18 protein-coding genes are annotated in these 19,942 nt (G+C 58.4%); 11 read left to right on the top strand and 7 right to left on the bottom strand.

Annotation, left to right across the window (positions count from 1 at the left end):
* Positions 1 to 25 precede the first annotated feature (25 nt).
* From ald to PG892_RS09420, 3 genes are all read left to right on the top strand, one after another.
* Positions 26 to 1,141: an alanine dehydrogenase gene (gene ald, locus PG892_RS09410; RefSeq protein WP_010674517.1), complete on the top strand. Its 1,116-nt coding sequence runs from the start codon at positions 26 to 28 to the stop codon at positions 1,139 to 1,141.
* Between the two features lie 183 nt (positions 1,142 to 1,324).
* Complete coding sequence (gene trxB, locus PG892_RS09415) at positions 1,325 to 2,275, top strand: thioredoxin-disulfide reductase (RefSeq protein WP_052815247.1); 951 nt, start codon at positions 1,325 to 1,327, stop codon at positions 2,273 to 2,275.
* A gap of 58 nt (positions 2,276 to 2,333) precedes the next feature.
* Complete coding sequence (locus tag PG892_RS09420) at positions 2,334 to 3,575, top strand: diguanylate cyclase (protein WP_052815246.1); 1,242 nt, start codon at positions 2,334 to 2,336, stop codon at positions 3,573 to 3,575.
* Between the two features lie 83 nt (positions 3,576 to 3,658).
* Here the strand turns inward: PG892_RS09420 and PG892_RS09425 are convergent, their stop codons facing one another.
* Positions 3,659 to 4,129, bottom strand: coding sequence for a glycine zipper 2TM domain-containing protein (locus PG892_RS09425; RefSeq protein WP_041211363.1), 471 nt, complete (start codon positions 4,127 to 4,129; stop codon positions 3,659 to 3,661).
* A gap of 17 nt (positions 4,130 to 4,146) precedes the next feature.
* Between PG892_RS09425 and aat the strand changes: the two genes are divergently transcribed.
* The 3 genes from aat (at position 4,147) to infA (ending at position 5,854) form a co-directional block, all read left to right on the top strand.
* Entirely contained in the window at positions 4,147 to 4,854 is a 708-nt protein-coding gene (gene aat / locus PG892_RS09430; RefSeq protein ID WP_039039162.1) for a leucyl/phenylalanyl-tRNA--protein transferase, read from the top strand.
* The gene (locus PG892_RS09435; RefSeq protein ID WP_041215290.1) at positions 4,851 to 5,567 is read left to right on the top strand and encodes an arginyltransferase; all 717 of its coding nucleotides are present in this window, start codon (positions 4,851 to 4,853) and stop codon (positions 5,565 to 5,567) included. Before aat ends, PG892_RS09435 begins: the two co-directional genes overlap by 4 nt.
* A gap of 68 nt (positions 5,568 to 5,635) precedes the next feature.
* Positions 5,636 to 5,854, top strand: a complete 219-nt coding sequence (gene infA, locus PG892_RS09440; protein WP_005300033.1) for a translation initiation factor IF-1 — start codon at positions 5,636 to 5,638, stop codon at positions 5,852 to 5,854.
* A gap of 69 nt (positions 5,855 to 5,923) precedes the next feature.
* Here infA and clpA read toward each other — a convergent pair whose 3' ends face one another.
* Positions 5,924 to 8,176, bottom strand: a complete 2,253-nt coding sequence (gene clpA / locus PG892_RS09445; protein WP_010674511.1) for an ATP-dependent Clp protease ATP-binding subunit ClpA — start codon at positions 8,174 to 8,176, stop codon at positions 5,924 to 5,926.
* 60 nt (positions 8,177 to 8,236) lie between these two features.
* Complete coding sequence (gene clpS / locus PG892_RS09450; protein ID WP_005325410.1) at positions 8,237 to 8,554, bottom strand: ATP-dependent Clp protease adapter ClpS; 318 nt, start codon at positions 8,552 to 8,554, stop codon at positions 8,237 to 8,239.
* A gap of 228 nt (positions 8,555 to 8,782) precedes the next feature.
* Between clpS and cspD the strand changes: the two genes are divergently transcribed.
* A complete protein-coding gene (cspD, locus tag PG892_RS09455; RefSeq protein WP_010674510.1) occupies positions 8,783 to 9,001 on the top strand; it encodes a cold shock-like protein CspD in 219 nt (72 codons plus the stop codon).
* 122 nt (positions 9,002 to 9,123) lie between these two features.
* Here cspD and asd read toward each other — a convergent pair whose 3' ends face one another.
* Complete coding sequence (asd, locus tag PG892_RS09460) at positions 9,124 to 10,236, bottom strand: aspartate-semialdehyde dehydrogenase (RefSeq protein WP_039039005.1); 1,113 nt, start codon at positions 10,234 to 10,236, stop codon at positions 9,124 to 9,126.
* A 340-nt stretch (positions 10,237 to 10,576) separates the two neighbouring features.
* On the opposite strand from asd, the gene sugE reads away from it, so the two are divergent.
* Positions 10,577 to 10,891: a quaternary ammonium compound efflux SMR transporter SugE gene (gene sugE / locus PG892_RS09465; protein ID WP_041211362.1), complete on the top strand. Its 315-nt coding sequence runs from the start codon at positions 10,577 to 10,579 to the stop codon at positions 10,889 to 10,891.
* Between the two features lie 216 nt (positions 10,892 to 11,107).
* Here the strand turns inward: sugE and PG892_RS09470 are convergent, their stop codons facing one another.
* Entirely contained in the window at positions 11,108 to 11,791 is a 684-nt protein-coding gene (locus tag PG892_RS09470) for a B3/B4 domain-containing protein (RefSeq protein ID WP_039039002.1), read from the bottom strand.
* Positions 11,792 to 12,126: 335 nt separating this feature from the next.
* On the opposite strand from PG892_RS09470, the gene ycaO reads away from it, so the two are divergent.
* From ycaO to pflB, 3 genes are all read left to right on the top strand, one after another.
* Entirely contained in the window at positions 12,127 to 13,887 is a 1,761-nt protein-coding gene (ycaO, locus tag PG892_RS09475; RefSeq protein ID WP_048207529.1) for a 30S ribosomal protein S12 methylthiotransferase accessory factor YcaO, read from the top strand.
* 381 nt (positions 13,888 to 14,268) lie between these two features.
* On the top strand, positions 14,269 to 15,117 hold the full coding sequence (gene focA, locus PG892_RS09480) for a formate transporter FocA (protein ID WP_113070380.1): 849 nt from the start codon (positions 14,269 to 14,271) through the stop codon (positions 15,115 to 15,117).
* Positions 15,118 to 15,158: 41 nt separating this feature from the next.
* A complete protein-coding gene (gene pflB, locus PG892_RS09485) occupies positions 15,159 to 17,441 on the top strand; it encodes a formate C-acetyltransferase (protein ID WP_010674504.1) in 2,283 nt (760 codons plus the stop codon).
* Positions 17,442 to 18,245: 804 nt separating this feature from the next.
* On the opposite strand, the gene PG892_RS09490 is transcribed toward pflB, so the two are convergent.
* Positions 18,246 to 18,701, bottom strand: coding sequence for a YcgN family cysteine cluster protein (locus PG892_RS09490; protein ID WP_270825347.1), 456 nt, complete (start codon positions 18,699 to 18,701; stop codon positions 18,246 to 18,248).
* Positions 18,702 to 18,910: 209 nt separating this feature from the next.
* Positions 18,911 to 19,942 carry an IS630 family transposase gene (locus tag PG892_RS09495; protein ID WP_270825348.1) on the bottom strand — a complete coding sequence of 344 codons (1,032 nt, stop codon included), beginning with the start codon at positions 19,940 to 19,942 and terminating at the stop codon, positions 18,911 to 18,913.

A 19,942-nucleotide genomic window follows, 5' to 3' on the forward strand; every position in this document is an offset into this window, starting at 1 on the left:
CACCAATCGATAGACGAGGGATAGCATGATTATCGGTGTACCTAAGGAAATAAAAAACCATGAATATCGCGTAGGCATGGTTCCGGCCAGTGTACGTGAACTGACAGCACGAAACCATACTGTTTTCGTCCAAAGCGGCGCAGGAAATGGCATTGGGTTCAGTGACGCAGATTATCTGGCTGCCGGAGCCGAGATCCTGGCCTCCGCTGCCGAAGTTTTCGCCAAGGCGGAGATGATCGTCAAGGTCAAGGAACCCCAGGCAGTGGAACGGGCCATGCTGCGTCCTGGCCAGACCCTCTTTACCTATCTGCATCTGGCGCCGGACCTGGCCCAGACCCAGGATCTCATCGACAGTGGTGCCGTCTGCATCGCCTATGAAACCGTCACAGACGGTCGTGGCGGTCTGCCCCTGCTGGCCCCCATGTCGGAAGTGGCCGGACGCATGTCTATTCAGGCCGGTGCCCAGGCACTGGAGAAATCCCGTGGCGGCAGCGGCGTGCTGCTCGGTGGTGTGCCCGGTGTGGAACCGGCCAAGGTGGTGATCATCGGTGGTGGTGTGGTGGGCTCCAACGCAGCCCGCATGGCCGTCGGCCTGCGTGCCGACGTCACCATCCTCGACAACAACGTCGATACCCTGCGCCGTCTCGACAGCGAGTTCCAGGGGGCTGCCAAGGTGGTCTACTCCAACCGCGAGACCCTGGAGCGCCATCTGCTGGCGGCGGACCTGGTCATCGGCGGCGTGCTGGTGCCTGGCGCCACTGCGCCAAAACTTGTCAGCCGTGACCACATTGCTCGCATGAAACCCGGTGCGGCCATCGTGGACGTGGCCATCGACCAGGGCGGCTGTGTCGAGACCTCCCATGCCACCACCCATGAAGATCCCACCTTCATCGTCGACGAGGTGGTGCACTACTGCGTGGCCAACATGCCGGGTGCCGTGGCGCGGACCTCCACCGTGGCCCTGAACAACGCCACCCTCCCCTTCATCATCAAGCTGGCCGAACAGGGCTATCGCAACGCTCTGCTCGCCGATCCCCACCTGTTGCACGGCCTGAACGTGATGGCGGGCAAAATCACCTGCAAGGAGGTTGCCGTGGCCCACAATCTGGCTTACACGGATCCCCTGACCCTGCTGAACTGATCGCGTCCCTGCAAAGGGAGGTAGATGAGTGAAAATCCGCCCGCGATGGGCGGTTTTTTTATGCCTGCCATCCCCGGCTCACCCCTCTTGTTGGCGATTGCCCCAATCGATGCGCTGGCCTTTGACCACGGATCACGAATTACCTACAATCGCGCAAACTCATCACGTCTCGGAAATCACATCATGAGCCAAGTCACTCACAGCAAACTGCTGATCCTGGGATCCGGTCCGGCAGGTTACACTGCGGCCGTCTATGCCGCTCGCGCCAACCTCAATCCCCTGCTCATCACCGGCATGCAGCAAGGTGGTCAGCTGACCACCACCACCGAAGTGGAAAACTGGCCAGGGGACGCGGAAGGGCTGACCGGCCCGGCCCTGATGGAGCGCATGAAAGAGCATGCAGAGAAGTTCGATACCCGCATCCTCTTTGATCACATCAATGAAGTGACGCTGACCGAGCGTCCCTTCCGCCTCAAGGGCGACAACGGGGAATACACCTGCGATGCGCTGATCCTCGCTACCGGCGCCTCCGCCAAATACCTGGGTCTGCCCTCAGAAGAGGCCTTCAAGGGCCGCGGCGTCTCCGCCTGCGCCACCTGTGACGGCTTCTTCTACCGCAACCAGGAAGTGGCCGTGGTCGGTGGCGGCAACACCGCCGTGGAAGAGGCTCTCTATCTGGCCAACATCGCCAAGAAGGTGCACCTCATCCATCGCCGCGACGAGTTCCGCGCCGAGAAGATCCTGATCAAGCGCCTCAACGACAAGGTCGAGAGCAGCAATATCGTCCTGCACACCCATCAGACCCTGGACGAAGTACTGGGTGACGACATGGGCGTCACCGGCGTGCGCCTGCGCAGCACCCGGGATGACACCACCTCCGAGCTGCCGCTGATGGGGGTCTTCATCGCCATCGGTCACCAGCCCAACACCCAGATCTTCGAAGGGCAGCTGGCGATGGAAAACGGCTATCTGAAGGTGCGTGGCGGACTGGAAGGGTTCGCAACCCAGACCAGCATCCCGGGCGTGTTCGCCGCCGGCGACGTGGCCGATCACGTCTACCGCCAGGCGATCACCTCCGCAGGGACCGGCTGCATGGCCGCCCTCGATGCAGAGCGATATCTGGACGCACAATAATCGGAAGGATATAAAGGGCATGCCAGTTGGCATGCCCTTTTTTATTGCAAGGAGCAGGATGAAACGAAAAATAATGATAGTGGAAGACAGCCTGACGGTACGCCGCATGCTGACCCAGGCCATTGCGCAGCAGACCGGGCTGGAAATCGACGCCTTCGATACCCTTGAAGGGGCTCGCGATTGCCATGGGGAAGATTATGTGGTCGCCCTGGTGGATCTCACCCTGCCGGACGCCCCCAGCGGAGAAGCTGTCAATGTGCTGAGGGAGCGTGGGTTGCCGGTGGTGATCCTGACGGCCGACATCAGCGAAGAGAAGCGGGAAGCCTGGCTGGAAGCCGGGGTGCTGGACTATGTGATGAAGGATTCACGTCACTCCCTGCAATATGCCGTCGGTCTGGTGCACCGCCTCTACCTCAACCAGGCCATCGAAGTCTTGGTGGTCGACGATTCACGCACCTCCCGTCACCGTACCGCGGCCCAGTTGCGCAAGCAGTTGTTGCAGGTGCACGAGGCCAATTCAGCCCGCGATGCGCTGGCGCAGCTCGAGCAGCACCCCGCCATTCGCCTGATGCTGGTGGACTACTACATGCCGGAGATCGATGGCATCAGCCTGGTGCGAATGCTGCGCGAGCGCTACAGCAAGCAGCAGCTCGCCATCATCGGCATCTCGGTGTCGGACAAACACGGCCTCTCGGCACGCTACCTCAAGCAAGGGGCGAATGATTTTCTCAATCAGCCCTTTGAACCCGAGGAGCTGCAGTGCCGGGTCAGCCACAACCTGGAGGCCCTTGAGCAGTTCAACAACATCCAGGAATCGGCCAACCGAGACTACCTGACCGGACTTTACAACAGACGCTACTGGTTCAACGAGGGTCAAAAGTGGTTCGAGGAGCATCAGCGCCATCAGGCGCAGCTCTCCCTATGCGTGCTCGATGTGGATCACTTCAAGCAGGTCAATGATCACTGGGGGCACGCCATCGGCGATCAGCTGCTCTGTCACCTGGCCAGGCTGCTCACCCAGTTCTTCCCGGATGCCATGATAGCCCGATTCGGTGGTGAAGAATTTGCCCTGATGGTGCCCCACTGCCCCGTTCCCGTGCTGCTCAAGCGGCTGGAAGGGCTTCGTCTGCAAATGCGCCAGCAACCGCTGTCCCGGGAGATATCGCTCTTTGTACGCGCCAGTTTCGGCGTCATCAATGTCGGGCGGCTCTCCATGGACGAGGCGCTGAGCGAGGCAGATCGCCAGTTGTATCAGGCAAAGAATACCGGGCGAGACAAGATAGTCTGTCAGGACGTCTGAGCAAGCATCAGCAGAGGCACTCCGTGTAGTACCGCCCGGCGCCCCTTGTGTGGCGGCCGCCGGGTCAGTCCCTTCTTCACCGTTCAATAGGTCTTGTCGACCCGCACCCCATCGCTGAAATAGAGGATGCGCACCTTGTCGCCCTGCGCAAAGACCATGGCCGGATCGTAATCCTGGATCACGTTGATGAGCCCGTTCTGCTCGTTGCGGATCAGCAGCTCCACCAACTTGTTCTCCACCACGCTGCCCCCTGACTGAAACTGCTGCACCGCCGCCGCTCCCGCCAGCGCTCCGACCGCAGTGGCAATTTCCCGCCCGTGCCCACCGCCAAACTGGTTGCCGAGCAGCCCGCCAAGCACGGCCCCTCCCAGAGTTTTCCAGCCGGAATGCTCCGATTCCACCATCTGGCGCTGGGTGATGTTGCGCACCGCATCCACCTGGCCGAAGACCACCTGCTCCACCGGACGCGCCGTGTTGCGTTCATACACCGCACTCCAGGCCGGCGCCGTGACAAAGCCAAGCAAGCTGGATACTATCAGGATAATGGCCTTCATCTATGAACCTCTGCCTTATGTCTCGCTATCTTACCGAACTGGATGATGAGCTGTGCTGGTTTCCCTCCCCCAGCCATGCGCTGGAAGAGCCCAACGGGCTGCTCGCGATTGGGGGAGATCTCTCTCCCGCTCGATTGCTGGCAGCTTACCACAGCGGGATCTTTCCGTGGAATGAACCCCATCAGCCACTGCTGTGGTGGTCACCGGACCCCAGGGGAGTCATCGTGCCCGAGGAACTCCACATCGGCCGCAGCCTGCAGAAGTGTTTGCGCCGCACCCCCTTCGAGATTTACATCAATCGCGCCTTTGATGACGTCATTGCAGCCTGCGCCGCCCCCCGTCGCACCGCCAGCGGCACCTGGATAAGTGCCCCCATGATCGACGCCTATCGGCGCCTTCATCGCCTCGGTCATGCCCACTCCATCGAGATCTGGCAGGATGATCAGTTGCAGGCAGGCCTCTATGGCCTCTCCCTGGGCCGACTCTTTTGTGGTGAATCCATGTTCAGCCGCATCGACAATGGCGCCAAACTGGCCATGGTGGCCCTCTGTCGCCACTTTGCAGGGCATGGCGGTGCCCTCATCGACTGCCAGATGCAAAACGACTTTCTGGCCACGCTGGGCGTCCAGGAGTGGCCAAGGCAGCGCTTTCTGACCACCCTGGCCACCCTCACCCGGCAACCGTTGCAAGAGGGATGCTGGCAACCGAGGAGAATCAGCCTATGAGTGAAGAAGTGATCCTCAAGGTCGGGCTGACCCCCAGGCACCCGTGCAGCTACCTCGGTCACGAGCAGGAGCAGTTGCTGGTCTTGATGGACCATGAATTGCTCAACGCCACCGGGTACGAACGGCTGCTGACGGCAGGATTCCGGCGCAGTGGCAACGACATCTATCGTCCTCACTGCCCCGCCTGCAGCGCCTGCCAATCCTTGCGCATACACAGTGAACGCTTCATCCCGAGCCGTGGGCAGAAACGCATCCGCCAGTTGAACCGGGATCTCGAACTCGTGCTGAGCTATGACGACAAGCCCGAGTATTACCAGCTCTATGAACGCTATATCCGTGAGCGTCATCGGGATGGCAGCATGTATCCTCCGAGCCGGACCCAATACAAGGGGTTCCTGCACTGCGACTGGATGCCCCCCCTTTATCTGGAGATACGCAAGGAGGGACGCCTCATCGGCGTGGCCACCACGGACCTGCTTCCCCACTCTCTGAGCGCCATGTACACCTTCTTCGACCCCGACTATGCCGACCGGTCGCTCGGCACCTTCGCCATCCTGAGCCAGTTGGAACTGGCCAGACGTACCGGTCGTCAGTGGCTCTATCTGGGGTATCTGGTGGAGGAGTGCCGCAAGATGAATTACAAGCGCCAATACCTGCCCCATGAGCTGCTGGTACAGGGCGAATGGAAAAAAATCGACACCAAGCCCGAGTAAACTTTACACATAGCCTTAAATCCGGCATGATCCAGCGGTTTTTTGTTGTGGCTTATCAAGAGGATTCAATGGCTAAAGAAGACAGTATTGAGATGCAGGGTACCATTCTCGAAACCTTGCCCAATACCATGTTCCGTGTGGAACTGGAAAATGGTCACGTGGTTATCGCTCATATTTCCGGCAAGATGCGCAAAAACTACATCCGTATCCTGACTGGGGACAAAGTAACGGTGGCTCTGACTCCGTACGATCTCTCCAAGGGACGTATTGTTTTCCGCTCTCGCTAAGCCAGGAATTCAGCAAAAAACCCCAGCCTCTCGGTTGGGGTTTTTTGTCATTTCCGGCCTTGCTCACAGTCAGTGAGAGACAGCTTCAACGTTGACCTGAAAATCAAAGCTGAGGCTGTTGTTCACCAGCTCGACCTTCACAATGCCGCCATCGACCAGGGAACCGAACAGGATCTCGTTGGCCAGGGGCTTCTTGAGGTGCTCCTGAATGACCCGACCCATGGGTCTTGCCCCCATTGCCCTGTCATACCCTTTCTCTGCCAACCAGTGGCGCGCTTCTTCAGACACCTCCAGTGAAACGCCCTTGGCATCCAGCTGAACCTGCAGCTCGACGATGAACTTGTCGACCACCTGATGGATCACTCCCATGTCGAGATGGTTGAACCAGATGGTGTGATCGAGCCGATTGCGGAACTCCGGACTGAACGTCTTGTTGATCACCGCCATGGCATCGTGGCTCATGTCCTGCTGCTGGAAGCCGATGGACTTGCGCTGGGTTTCCTGAACCCCTGCGTTGGTGGTCATCACCAGGATCACATTGCGAAAATCTGCCTTGCGCCCGTTGTTGTCCGTCAGGGTACCGTTGTCCATCACCTGCAGCAGCAAGTTGAAGACATCCGGGTGCGCCTTCTCGATCTCGTCAAGCAGCACGACGGAGTGCGGATGCTTGAGGACGGAGTCGGTCAACAGCCCTCCCTGCTCGAATCCCACGTAACCGGGAGGAGCCCCTATCAACCGGGACACGGTATGGCGTTCCATGTATTCCGACATGTCAAATCGCAATACCTCGACCCCGAGCGCCTTGCCAAGTTGCTGGGTCACTTCGGTCTTGCCCACCCCGGTCGGGCCGGCAAACAGGAAGCAGCCCACAGGTCGGCGTTCGTTGCCAAGCCCTGAACGTGACAACCGAATGGCATCGGTCAGCACCTCGATGGCCTTGTCCTGCCCGAACACCACCATCTTGAGATTACGCTCCAGATTCTTCAGCACTTCCTTGTCGGAGGAGGAGACAGATTTCTCGGGAATACGGGCAATCTTGGCAACAATGGCTTCGATTTCCGGCACATTGATCACCTTCTTGCGCTTGCTGACGGGCAAGAGGCGTTGCCCTGCCCCCGCTTCGTCGATGACGTCGATGGCCTTGTCAGGCAGATGGCGATCATTGATGTACTTGGCGGAAAGCTCCACCGCCGCCCGGATCGCCTTGACGGTGTAACGCACGCCATGGTGAGACTCATAACGGCTCTTGAGTCCCATCAGAATGCGAGTGGTGTCGTCTACTGTGGGTTCGACGATGTCGATCTTCTGGAAGCGGCGAGCAAGGGCCCTGTCCTTCTCGAAGATCTGGGCATATTCTTGGTAGGTGGTGGAGCCCACGCAGCGCAGCAAACCATTGGAGAGCAGCGGCTTGATGAGGTTGGCCGCATCCAGCTGCCCACCGGAAGCCGCACCAGCGCCAATGATGGTGTGGATCTCGTCGATGAAGAGGATGGCCCCCTCCTGACGTTCGATCTGCTTGAGCAGCACCTTGAGGCGCTTCTCGAAGTCACCACGATACTTGGTGCCCGCCAGCAGGGAGCCCATGTCCAGGGAGTAGATGGTGCTACCCGCAATCACCTCGGGCACATCCCCCTTGACGATACGGTAGGCAAGCCCTTCGGCGATGGCGGTCTTGCCCACGCCGGCTTCCCCGACCAGCAAGGGGTTGTTCTTGCGGCGGCGGCACAATACCTGAATGGTGCGATTGAGCTCCTGATCACGGCCGATGAGCGGATCGATACGCCCCTCCAGCACCAGCTGGTTGAGGTTGGTGGCAAAGCTTTCTATCTGGGCAGAGGATACCTCGTCATCAGATTCCGCATTGTTGCCACCACTCTCGGGCTTGTTGTCCTTGCGCACCCCGTGGGACAGGAAGTTCACCACATCCAGGCGGCTTATTTCGGCTTTTTTCAGGAAGTAGGCGGCCTGGGACTCTTGTTCGCTGAAGATGGCGACCAGGACATTGGCGCCGCTCACCTCGGTATTGCCGGACGACTGGACATGGAAGACGGCACGTTGCAGCACGCGCTGGAAGCCCAGCGTCGGCTGGGTTTCCCTGTCTTCGTCGTCACGGGGGATGAGCGGAGTCGTTTGATTGATGAAGGCGCGGATCTCTTTGCGCATCTGTTCCACATCCGCACCACATGAACTCAGCGCCTCATGGGCTGAGCTGTTATCCAGCAGGGCCAACAACAGGTGCTCGACGGTCATGAATTCGTGGCGCTCGTCACGGGCCAGCTTGAAAGCCTCGTTCAGCGTCTTTTCTAGATCTTTGTTCAACATAGGCACCTCCCCTCAGTACAGCAACAATGCGGTGTCGTTATCGCCATCAAGTCATCAGATTCAAGCCTTTTCCATGGTACATAGCAGTGGATGTTCGTTGTTACGTGAATAGGTGTTGACCTGGACCACTTTGGTCTCGGCAATCTCGGCGGTAAATGTGCCGCAGACTCCCTTACCACTATAATGCACGCTCAGCATCACCTGAGTGGCCTTCTCCAGATCCATACCAAAGAACCTTTGCAGCACCTCCACCACGAACTCCATCGGTGTGTAGTCGTCGTTGTTCAGGACGACCTTGTACATGGGTGGCGGTTGCAGCTTCGTTTTCTCTGCCTCTGCAATCTCTTCATTAGCAAAGAGTTCTTTCTGCTTGCTCATAGTTGCGCTTTGGTACCTCTAGATTACTACCGTGTCGCTCAAGATTGTCAATAGACTTGTTAACCAGATCACATCGGTTGTTAACAACTTCTTGACTCGCTTAAAAGTTGGACTAGATTGGTTACTTGCTAATCGGCGCCCGTCTGCTACGGGGTCATGCCCTAGTTATATAAGGCTGGCGCAGGTTACTCAACGACTTCAGGGTAATCAATAAAAGGATGTAGATGTATGGCAACCGGAACAGTCAAGTGGTTCAACAACGCAAAAGGATTTGGGTTTATCTGTCCGGAAGGCGGTGGTGAAGACATCTTCGCTCACTACTCCACGATTCAAATGGAAGGTTACAAGACCTTGAAAGCAGGTCAGGCAGTCAACTTTGAACTGCAGCAGGGGCCGAAAGGAAATCATGCCTCTGTCATCGTGCCAAACGAAGCACAGAACATCTAAGAGTCAAACTGGATAAATTAAAAAGCGGCATCCCAAGGGATGCCGCTTTTTTACGGACAGGCACTAAGAGGGGAACAAGAAAGGCCAAGCCTTCCTTGTTCCCTGCTCCTGCTGCCGCTACTTCAGCGGGCCAGCAGGATGTTCAGCATGCGGCGCAGCGGTTCGGCGGCGCCCCACAGCAGCTGGTCACCCACGGTAAAGGCGGCCAGGTATTCCGGGCCCATGTTGAGCTTGCGCAGACGACCCACCGGGATGCTGAGGGTGCCAGTAACGGCAGCCGGGGTCAGCTCGCGGGCGGTGATGTCGCGATCGTTGGGGATCACCTTGACCCAGTCGTTGTGGGCAGCCAGCAGGGCTTCGATCTCGGCCAGCGGCACATCTTTTTTCAGCTTGATGGTGAAGGCCTGGCTGTGGCAGCGCAGGGCCCCGATCCGCACGCACAGACCATCCACCGGGATAGCGGCGTTTTCGATACCCAGGATCTTGTTGGTCTCGGCCTGGCCCTTCCACTCTTCACGGCTCTGGCCGTTGTCGAGCTTGGTGTCGATCCAGGGAATGAGGCCACCGGCCAGCGGCACACCGAAATTGTCCACCGGCAGGGTGCCGGAGCGGGTCTTCTCGGTGATCTTGCGCTCGATGTCGAGGATGGCGGAGGCGGGATCCGCCAGCTCCACCGCCACTTCATCCCGCAGCATGCCCATCTGGGTGACCAGCTCGCGCATGTGGCGGGCACCACCACCGGAGGCCGCCTGATAGGTGGCCACGCTCACCCACTCCACCAGATCGGCCTTGAACAGGCCACCCAAGGCCAGCAGCATCAGGCTGACGGTGCAGTTGCCGCCAACGAAGGTCTTGATGCCGTTGTTCAGGGCGTGTTCGATGACGTCGCCGTTGACCGGATCCAGGATGATGACCGCGTCCTTCTCCATGCGCAGGGAGGAGGCGGCGTCAATCCAGTAGCCCTGCCAGCCGGCGGCTTTCAGGCGCGGATAGACATCCTTGGTGTAGTCGCCGCCCTGGGCGGTGATGATGACGTCCTGCGCGGCCAGTGCCTCGAGATCGAAGGCGTCCTGCAGGGTGCCGGCATCGACGCCAAAATTGGGGGCGGCCTCACCGGCCTGGGAGGTGGTGAAGAAGGTGGGTTGAATGCGGGCAAAATCCTTCTCTTCCTGCATCCGGCTCATCAACACCGAACCCACCATGCCACGCCAACCGACCAAACCTACTTTTTTCATAATGTCCTACCCTGGATAGCTGCTTATAGAAATCGTGTGTGGTACCCGTGACCCCCTGCCTTGGCGCCAGCCGTTTACAAGGGATTCACAATATATGAGTTGCAAAAAATGCGTCTGTCCACATTACGGATTGTGACGGCGGGCGCAAGTCGAATTGCGCAATATTCTGTGCCATTCGCTGCAATATCCGTCGGCCTGGCCGACCTGCGGGCAGCCGATTGGCATCCTGCCTCCAGTTGGGGCATCATTGAGACCGACCGGCAGCCCCGCTGCCCCTCGGGGACGGCCCCGAGGCCTCCTGATACGCAGGGACGACCCTGCTTCCTGCGGAATCTGCCTTATGTCGTGGTTGCTCCTGCTGTTGGCCGGCCTATTCGAGGTCGCCTGGGCCATCGGCCTCAAGTACACCGACGGTTTCAGCCGTCCCCTCCCCACCCTGCTGACCCTGATCGCCATGGCCGTGAGCGTGCTGCTGCTCGCCATGGCGGTCAAACAGTTGCCCCTTGGTACCGCCTACGCAGTCTGGACCGGCATCGGCGCGGTCGGCACCGTGCTGATGGGGATCTGGCTGTTCAACGAACCGGCCACCCTGGCCCGGGTGCTCTGCCTGCTGCTCATCATCGGCGGGATCCTGGGTCTGAAATTCATCGGTTAGGCGCGCTGAAAGGGCCGGGTACACCGGCCCCGACGTGGCAAGCTCCAGGGGACGATGTCAGCCCGGCGTGTTGCCGTGTTCCTCTGCTTGCTGATGTGTTCGCAGGCGGTGGGTAAAGGCGGGCGGCACAGACGTGGCATGGCGAGCAAGATCCTCCCCATGACCGCCCGGGCGAGCATGAGGCGCCTCCTTTTATCTTTTCGTCTGCTCCTTCAATCACTCCACCAGCGTCTGCTCGATGCGGGCCCCAGGCATCATCTGCGTAAGACCGGCAATCAGCCTGTCGCCGGCCTCCCACAAGGCCGTGCGCGGCATCGGCGGCAGACACTCCAGAATGAACCACATCCGGGGGGAAGAGAGGCTCAGGCGAGTGCGGATCCCCTGGCGCCAGTTCCAGCGGCGACAGGTGACGCCGAGATCGTCCCGCCACACCACCTCTCCGGGAGCCGGTGCCTCCTGGGTTGGCAGCCCTTCTTTGAGGGTGTCAAAGCATTCGCTGCCATCGGCAATCACCAGGCGCGGCGCTCCCACATAGGCCGCCAGATCCTCCCCGCCCACGGGAATGGCATACTCGATGCTGATGGCGTTGTAGAGATCGACCACGGGATCGATGGCGGGCAAGACGCCATCGCGCAGCACCCGCTTGCGCAGTGCCTGGGCCGAGCAGGGCGTGCGGGCAGGCTTGGCGCCAAACCCCTTGAATACCTGATCCCAGGCGGCCAGATGTTCAAGGGCCCAGGGGGCCTCGTCGGTGCCAAGGGCCGCACATGCCCGGGCCAGGGCCCGCTCCCCCACCAGAGTGTCAATCACGGGGGCGGCTTCCACCACGATGCTGAGGGCACAAAAGCCCGGCGCCAACCTGGCTATCTCGGGGTCGATACGGGGGATCATCGGGAACATTCAGCACTCCTGGTCAAGGTTCATCAAGACGGGGGGGCGGAACGGGCACGGGCGTTTCCCTCTTTTCCTCCCCCCACCAACGGTTGACGCCATGATGAAGGGCACAGGGTCATAATAAAATTTACTTTATCTTAATTGTGTTAAGTAAAACTGATGACCCAACCCTCTTTCCCATGAAAAATCGCCGCCCCGCAGCGCACCACCCGACCCCACTGCCACACCCCGCCCCTCCAATGCAGACCTGGGCAAACCCACACCATTGCCCTGGCCGCTTTCCCCGTCACTCATGCTATTATCTGCGTCCAAACATGAGCCCATAAAATCAGGACATTGTGATGACCGACCACACTTTTATTCCCGGCAAGGACGCAGCGCTGGAAGATTCCATTGAACGCTTCCAGACCAAGCTGCAAGCCCTGGGGTTTGATATCGAAGAGGCCTCCTGGCTCAACCCCGTGCCCAACGTCTGGTCCGTGCACATCCGGGACAAGGAGTGCGCTCTCTGCTTCACCAACGGCAAGGGTGCCAGCAAGAAGGCGGCGCTCGCCTCCGCCCTTGGCGAATATTTCGAGCGTCTCTCCACCAACTACTTCTTCGCCGACTTCTACCTGGGCGAGCAGGTAGCCAATGGCGACTTCGTCCACTACCCGAACGAGAAGTGGTTCCCCATCGAGGGGGATCAGCTTCCCACTGGTCTGCTCGACTCCTTCACCCGCAAGTTCTACAACCCGGACGGTGAAGTGACCGCCGACATGCTGGTGGACCTGCAATCCGGCAACGAGGAGCGCGGCATCGTCGCCCTGCCCTTCGAGCGCCAGTCTGATCACCAGACCGTCTACATCCCGATGAACATCGTCGGCAACCTGTATGTTTCCAACGGCATGAGCGCCGGCAACACCCGCACCGAAGCCCGCACCCAGGGGCTGTCGGAGGTGTTCGAGCGCCACGTGAAGAACAAGATCATCGCCGAGGCCATCAGCCTGCCCCAGATCCCGGGCGAGGTCATCGCCCGTTACCCCGGCATCAAGGCGTCCATCGATGCACTGGAGGCCGAAGGCTTCCCCATCTACAGCTTCGATGCCTCCCTCGGCGGCCGTTATCCGGTCATCTGCGTGGTGCTGCTCAACCCGAGCAACGGCACCTGCTTTGCCTCCTTCGGCGCCCACCCGCGCTTCGAGGTCGCCTTCGAGCGCACCGTCACCGAACTGCTGCAAGGGCGCAGCCTCAAGGATCTGGACGTCTTCGTACCGCCGTCGTTTGACAACGAGCAGGTGGCGGATCACCACAACCTGGAGACCCACTTCATCGACTCCTCCGGCCTCATCAGCTGGGATCTGTTCAAGGAAGAGTCCGACTTCGAGTTTGCCGACTGGGACTTCCGTGGCACCTCGCAAGAGGAGTTCGACCACCTGATCGGCATCTTCCACGAGCTGGAGCAGCCGGTCTACATCGCCGACTACGAGCATCTGGGTGTCTACGCCTGCCGTATCCTGGTGCCCGGCATGTCCGACATCTATCCAGTGGAAGATCTGCTGCTGGCCAACAACACCATGGGGGCCCACCTGCGGGAGACCATCCTGGCGCTGCCGGCGCTCGAGTGGGACGCAGAGCAGTACATGGCCCTGTTCGACCAGCTGGATGAAGAGGGGCACGACGAGCGGACCCGGGTGCGCGAGCTGCTCGGCATCGCCGCCGCCAAGGGCACTGCCCTGCACACCCTGCGCGTCGGTGAGCTCAAAGCCATGCTGGCGCTGGCCGCTGGCGACCTGGAGAGCGCCCTCGACCTCATCGACTGGACCATGGAGTTCAACCAGTCGGTGTTCCCGGCGGATCGCGCCGCTTACTACCGCGCCCTGCGCGCCTGCGTCGAGCTTTTCCTCGACGAGGAACGCGACCCCGAGCAGTACCGCCCGGTGTTCGCCCGCATGTTCGGGGAAGAGACCCTGGCACAGGCGTGGGCCAACGCCCGCGGCGAGGCGCGCTTCCACGGTCTGGAAGCCGCCGATCTCTCCCTCTCCCAGTTCCCGCTGCACCAGAAACTGCTGGCCGCTTACGAGAAATTGCAAAAAGCCAAACGAATCCATACCTGGAACTGATATGCTAGCGTGACGAAGGGGCCTTATGGCCCCTTCTGTTTTATGGTCTACGCTTTGGCTGGCCGTGCCACAAAGATGAAATAAAAGACAAAAAATACCTCTTAGGGGGTTGTTAATTTGGCACTCATGGTGCAGTGCGGCTGCACAGGTGCCTTGCCGGTACGTTTTTCAGGGCGCCCTTTATAAGCTCTTAAAAATCATAAAATTAATAACAGACTCATTTCTGTTTCACCTGAAACCTGGTGTAAAGAAACGCTTCCGGATGGCGAAAAATCCTGTAGTAAAATTACATTCACAATCTGTAATTCTTGATCGGAGTCAATTTTGGGGATCAGCCCCTTTGTTATGATTTCCACAGGCAAAATATGCAGGTACTGAGAATTGAAAGCAGAATCTCCCTTTGATTGTCTGAAGCCCGAAGCCATCGCCGCCCTGGCCGAAGACATTACCTATGCCAAGGCCACCAAGCCCGCATACAAGGTCATTCCCCTGGCCATCACTGCTGGCGCCTTCATCGCCATCGCCTTCGTCTTCTATATCACCGTCACCACGGGCTCAAGCGGCATGGCCTGGGGCATGTCCAAGCTGGTGGGCGGCATCTGCTTCTCCCTCGGTCTCATCCTCTGCGTCCTGCTCGGCGCCGAACTGTTCACCTCCACTACCCTCACCCTGGTAGCCAAGGCGGCCAATCGCATCAGCTGGGCCCAGCTGCTCAAGAACTGGGGACTGGTCTACTTCGGCAACCTCATCGGCGGTCTCATCATCGTCGGCCTCATCATCATGTCGGCACAATACATGGCAGCGGATGGTCAGTGGGGGCTGAACGCCATGAAAGTGGCCCAGCACAAGATCCATCACACCTTCTTCGAGGCCGTGGCCCTTGGCATCCTCTGCAACCTCATGGTGTGTCTCGCCGTGTGGATGGCCTTCGGCGCCCGCAGCGCCACCGACAAGGTGATGGTGATGCTGCTCCCCGTCGCCATGTTCGTGGCCTCCGGTTTTGAGCACAGCATCGCAAACATGTTTATGATCCCGGTCGGTATCGCCATCCACAGCGTCGCGAGCCCGGAATTCTGGCAGGCCATCGGCCAGGATCCGGCGACCTTTGCCGACCTGACCGTGTCCAACTTCGTCCTGCACAATCTCATCCCTGTCACCATCGGTAATATCATTGGTGGTGGCGTCATGGTTGGGCTGACTTACTGGTTTATCTTCCGTCGCCATCATTAAGGATGGCGGCAGACACATAAATACCTTGAGAGGTAATGAAAATGGCAGAACTTAACGAACAGTTCCAAAAAGCATGGGAAGGCTTCGCAGCCGGTGAATGGCAGACCTCTGTCAACACCCGTGACTTCATCCAGAAGAACTACACCCCGTATGAAGGTGACGAGTCCTTCCTGGCTGGCGCGACCGAAGCTACCACCAAGCTGTGGGACAAGGTCATGGAAGGCATCAAGATCGAGAACCGCACTCACGCGCCGGTCGATTTTGATACCGACCTGCCCTCCACCATTACCGCTCACGATGCCGGCTATATCGACCAGAGCCTGGAGCAAATCGTTGGTCTGCAGACCGACAAGCCGCTCAAGCGCGCCATCATCGCCAACGGCGGTATCAAGATGGTCAAGACTTCTTGCGAAGTGTACGGTCGTCAGCTTGACCCCATGGTCGAGAAGATCTTCACCGAGTACCGCAAGACTCACAACCAGGGCGTGTTCGACGTCTACACCAAAGACATCCTGAACTGCCGCAAGTCCGGCGTCATCACCGGTCTGCCGGATGCCTACGGCCGTGGCCGCATCATCGGTGACTACCGCCGTGTTGCCCTGTACGGTATCGACTTCCTGATGGCCGACAAACTGGCTCAGTTCAAGTCCCTGCAGGCTGACCTGGAAAACGGTGTCAACCTGGAAGCCACCATCCGTCTGCGCGAAGAGATCTCCGAGCAGCACCGTGCCCTGGCACAGATGAAGGTGATGGCTGCCAAATATGGCTGCGACATCTCCGTACCGGCCAAGACCGCCAAAGAAGCCGTACAGTGGACCTACTTCGCCTACCTGGCGGCGGTCAAGTCCCAGAACGGCGCGGCCATGTCCTTCGGTCGTACCTCCAGCTTCCTGGACATCTACATCGAGCGTGACCTGCAAAAAGGCCTGATCACCGAGCAAGAAGCCCAGGAGCTGATGGACCACATGGTCATGAAGCTGCGTATGGTTCGCTTCCTGCGTACCCCGGAATACGATTCACTGTTCTCCGGCGACCCGATGTGGGCCACCGAGACCCTGGCCGGTATGGGCGTTGATGGCCGTACCCTGGTCACCAAGAACAGCTTCCGTATGCTGAACACCCTGTACACCATGGGCCCGTCCCCTGAGCCGAACCTGACCATCCTGTGGTCCGAGAAGCTGCCGGTCGGTTTCAAGAAGTACTGCGCCAAGGTATCCATCGAGACCTCTTCCGTTCAGTACGAGAACGACGACCTGATGCGTCCGGACTTCAACAACGATGACTACGCCATCGCTTGCTGTGTGTCCCCGATGATCGTCGGCAAACAGATGCAGTTCTTCGGTGCCCGTGCCAACCTGGCCAAGACCATGCTGTATGCAATCAACGGCGGTATGGACGAGAAGCTCAAGATCCAGGTCGGTCCGAAGACCGAAATGGTCACCTCCGAGTACCTCGACTACAACGACGTGATGGACAGACTGGATCACTTCATGGACTGGCTGGCCAAGCAGTATGTCGCCGCCCTGAACATCATCCACTACATGCACGACAAGTACAGCTACGAAGCCTCCCTGATGGCGCTGCACGACCGTGACGTCTATCGCACCATGGCCTGTGGTATCGCCGGTCTGTCCGTAGCCGCTGACTCCCTGTCTGCCATCAAGTACGCCAAGGTCAAGCCGGTACGTGATGCCGATGGCGTCTCCATCGACTTCGAAATCGAAGGCGAGTACCCGCAGTTCGGCAACAACGACGCTCGCGTCGATGACATCGCCTGCGACCTGGTCGAGCGCTTCATGAAGAAGATTCAGAAGCTGAATACCTACCGCGGTGCCGTGGCTACCCAGTCCGTGCTGACCATCACCTCCAACGTGGTGTACGGCAAGAAGACCGGTAACACTCCGGATGGTCGTCGCGCCGGTGCGCCGTTCGGCCCGGGTGCCAACCCGATGCACGGTCGTGATCAGAAGGGTGCCGTTGCTTCCCTGACGTCCGTCGCCAAGCTGCCGTTCGCCTACGCCAAAGATGGTATCTCCTATACCTTCTCCATCGTGCCGAACGCGCTGGGCAAAGACATGGAAGCCCAGAAAGCCAACCTGGCCGGCCTGATGGATGGTTACTTCCACCACGAAGCCAACCTGGAAGGTGGTCAGCACCTGAACGTCAACGTGATGAACCGTGAAATGCTGCTGGACGCCATGGAAAACCCGGAGAAATATCCGCAGTTGACCATCCGCGTATCCGGTTATGCCGTTCGCTTCAACTCCTTGACCAAGGAGCAACAGCAAGACGTCATCACCCGTACCTTCACCGCCTCTCTGTAATAGCGTCTCGGTGAACAAAAACCGGCGCCCAGGCGCCGGTTTTTTATGGCCGTTAGCCGGTGTGCAACCAGTTCCTACCTCACAGTTTCTACTGGCGTTGACCCGCTGACTCACTGGCTTTAATCCGCTGGCTCTGGCTAGGCATTAGCTCCCATAACGCCCCTCTCCACTCCCCTCCTCCGCTTGATGCACGGATGTGCCCACCGGCACTCAGGCACTCAGGCACTCAGGCACTCAGGCACTCAGGCACTCAGGCACTCAGGCACTCAGGCACTCAGGCACTCAGGTACTCAGGTACTCAGGTACTCAGGTACTCAGGTACTCAGGTACTCAGGTACTCAGGTACTCAGGTACTCAGGTACTCAGGTACTCAGGTACTCAGGTACTCAGGTACTCAGGTACTCAGGTACTCAGGTACTCAGGTACTCAGGTACTCAGAAAAGCAGAGCAGAACCATGCTCGACCACCACGAGTTTTGCATAGCAACCTCGATCTATTCCCTCTCCCCTTGGGAGAGGGTAAGGGTGAGGGTGAGGGGAAACCACTCTACATCGCTAGCAAGCGCCAGAAAGCAACAAGGGCTGCAGAGTGTAAACTCTGCAACCCTTGTGTCATGGATGCAGTTTAACGGGTGCTGGCTGCGCCAGGGGCGACCTCTCACGACTTCACGATGCTTTCATCTCACCATGAAGTTTCAAACTGCCTTTATCGCAAAAAACTGATCACTTATATGCCAAAAACAACAGAGGCAGCGAAGTCTCACTCCCCTGCCCCTATAGTAAGAAATAAACGGTGGTTTAAAGCTTAGCTCGCCCAGGTGATGATATGGTCGGCCCAATCGCCGGCATGTACCTCATGGATCACCTTGCCGCGCACCGACTGGCCGGCCTGGTGCATGGCGCTGCGGCTGCCGGTGATAAGGGGATGCCACTCTGGCAGGCTCTGCCCCTCCGCCAGCAGGCGGTAGGCACAGGTAGAGGGCAGCCAGTTGAACTCGGCAATCTTGTCGTGGGTGATCTGCAGGCAGTCCGGCTCTTTTTTAAAGCGGTTGTCGTAGTCGGAGCACTGGCAAGTCTTGGTATTGAGCAGGTTGCAGGCCACGTTGGTGAACACCAGCTCCTCGGTGTCCTCGTCAATCAGCTTGTTCAGGCAGCACTTGCCGCAGCCGTCGCACAGGGACTCCCACTCCGTCATGGTCATCTGTTGCAGGCTTTTTACCTGCCAAAAGGGGGTGTTCTGCACGGGTTCACTCTGCTGCATAAAAGTTGGCTCACTCAATACACTGACAAGCGCGTGGTTATACGCCCTATGGCCCGATTTTTCAAGGTTGGTGGAGTCTTTTACTATCGTTCGCCACTGTTGGTACTCCTGAATAGATCGTTAATCATCTGAACACGCGCACATTATTCATATTTTACTGCTGCAAGACTCTTCTTGCTAACAAGGCTAAATAACTGATCCCAATAGTGCTACACCTTCGCTGTACCATAGCCATTCCCCGGGAAAGGAGACACGGTATCCATGAAGTGTTTCACTCGGGCCAGCAGGCTGGCCATTCCTCTGCATTGATGATTGCGCGTGATGGTTTCATGTAACTTGTGCCACAGCCGTTCGATGTGATTAACCCAAGGGCTGTAAACTGGCTGGAACACCAGGCAGAACTTGGGGTTCTTCTTCAACCATCGCTCGGTCTGTTTGCTTTTGTGAATGATGTAGTTATCGAGGATCAGTGTGATGGTTTTGGCTCGTCGGTAGTGGCGACGCAGCTTTTCCAGCATGGCGATAAACAGCGATGAGTTTTTCTTTATCCCGCTGACGTAAAGTACTCTTCCATTGCCTGCATGGAGAACGCCTGCCAGGTAATGTTTGGCGTTCTTTCCAGGTGTGACAACCCGCTTTTGCTGCGCTCTGAACATCCAGTCGGCCCCTAATTTGGGATTAAGGTCTATATCGACTTCATCCTCATAAAACACCGGATTATCTGCATCACAGCGGGCCAGTGCCGCGTCGATATTAGCCATTTTCTCCTGATAGGCAGGGTCTTTTATCCGCAAGGTCGGCACGGGCCTTCGCCAGACAATGCCCATACGCGGTAACCATCGGCGGAGCGTGGAGGCTGCCATATTGAGCCCTGTTAACCGATTGATTTTTATAGCCAATAGTTCAGTACACCAACGGCTGCGCTGATAACCAAAATCTTGCGGAGAAAACTGCATGAGCAGCACCAGTAGGGTGACAATCTTGGCGACAGGTAAGATCGGGGCACGGCCAGCCGGTAAGGCTTCTAGCGCATCTATGCCTTCATCTCGATACCACCGAAGCCAACGACCGATGGTCGAGCGCGCAGCGCCGGTAAGGTGATGAACATCGGTGATCGTGCGTCCTTCATGTAACAGCAAGATGGCCATCAAGCGACGAGCATGTCCTTTATCACGGGTGGCATGGATGATTTTGTGAATGCGGCGCCGTTGTGGTCGTGGCAGAGGTGGTAGGATAGGCAT

It is taken from the genome of Aeromonas sp. QDB68 (genome assembly GCF_027707405.1).
GTDB lineage: Bacteria > Pseudomonadota > Gammaproteobacteria > Enterobacterales > Aeromonadaceae > Aeromonas > Aeromonas caviae.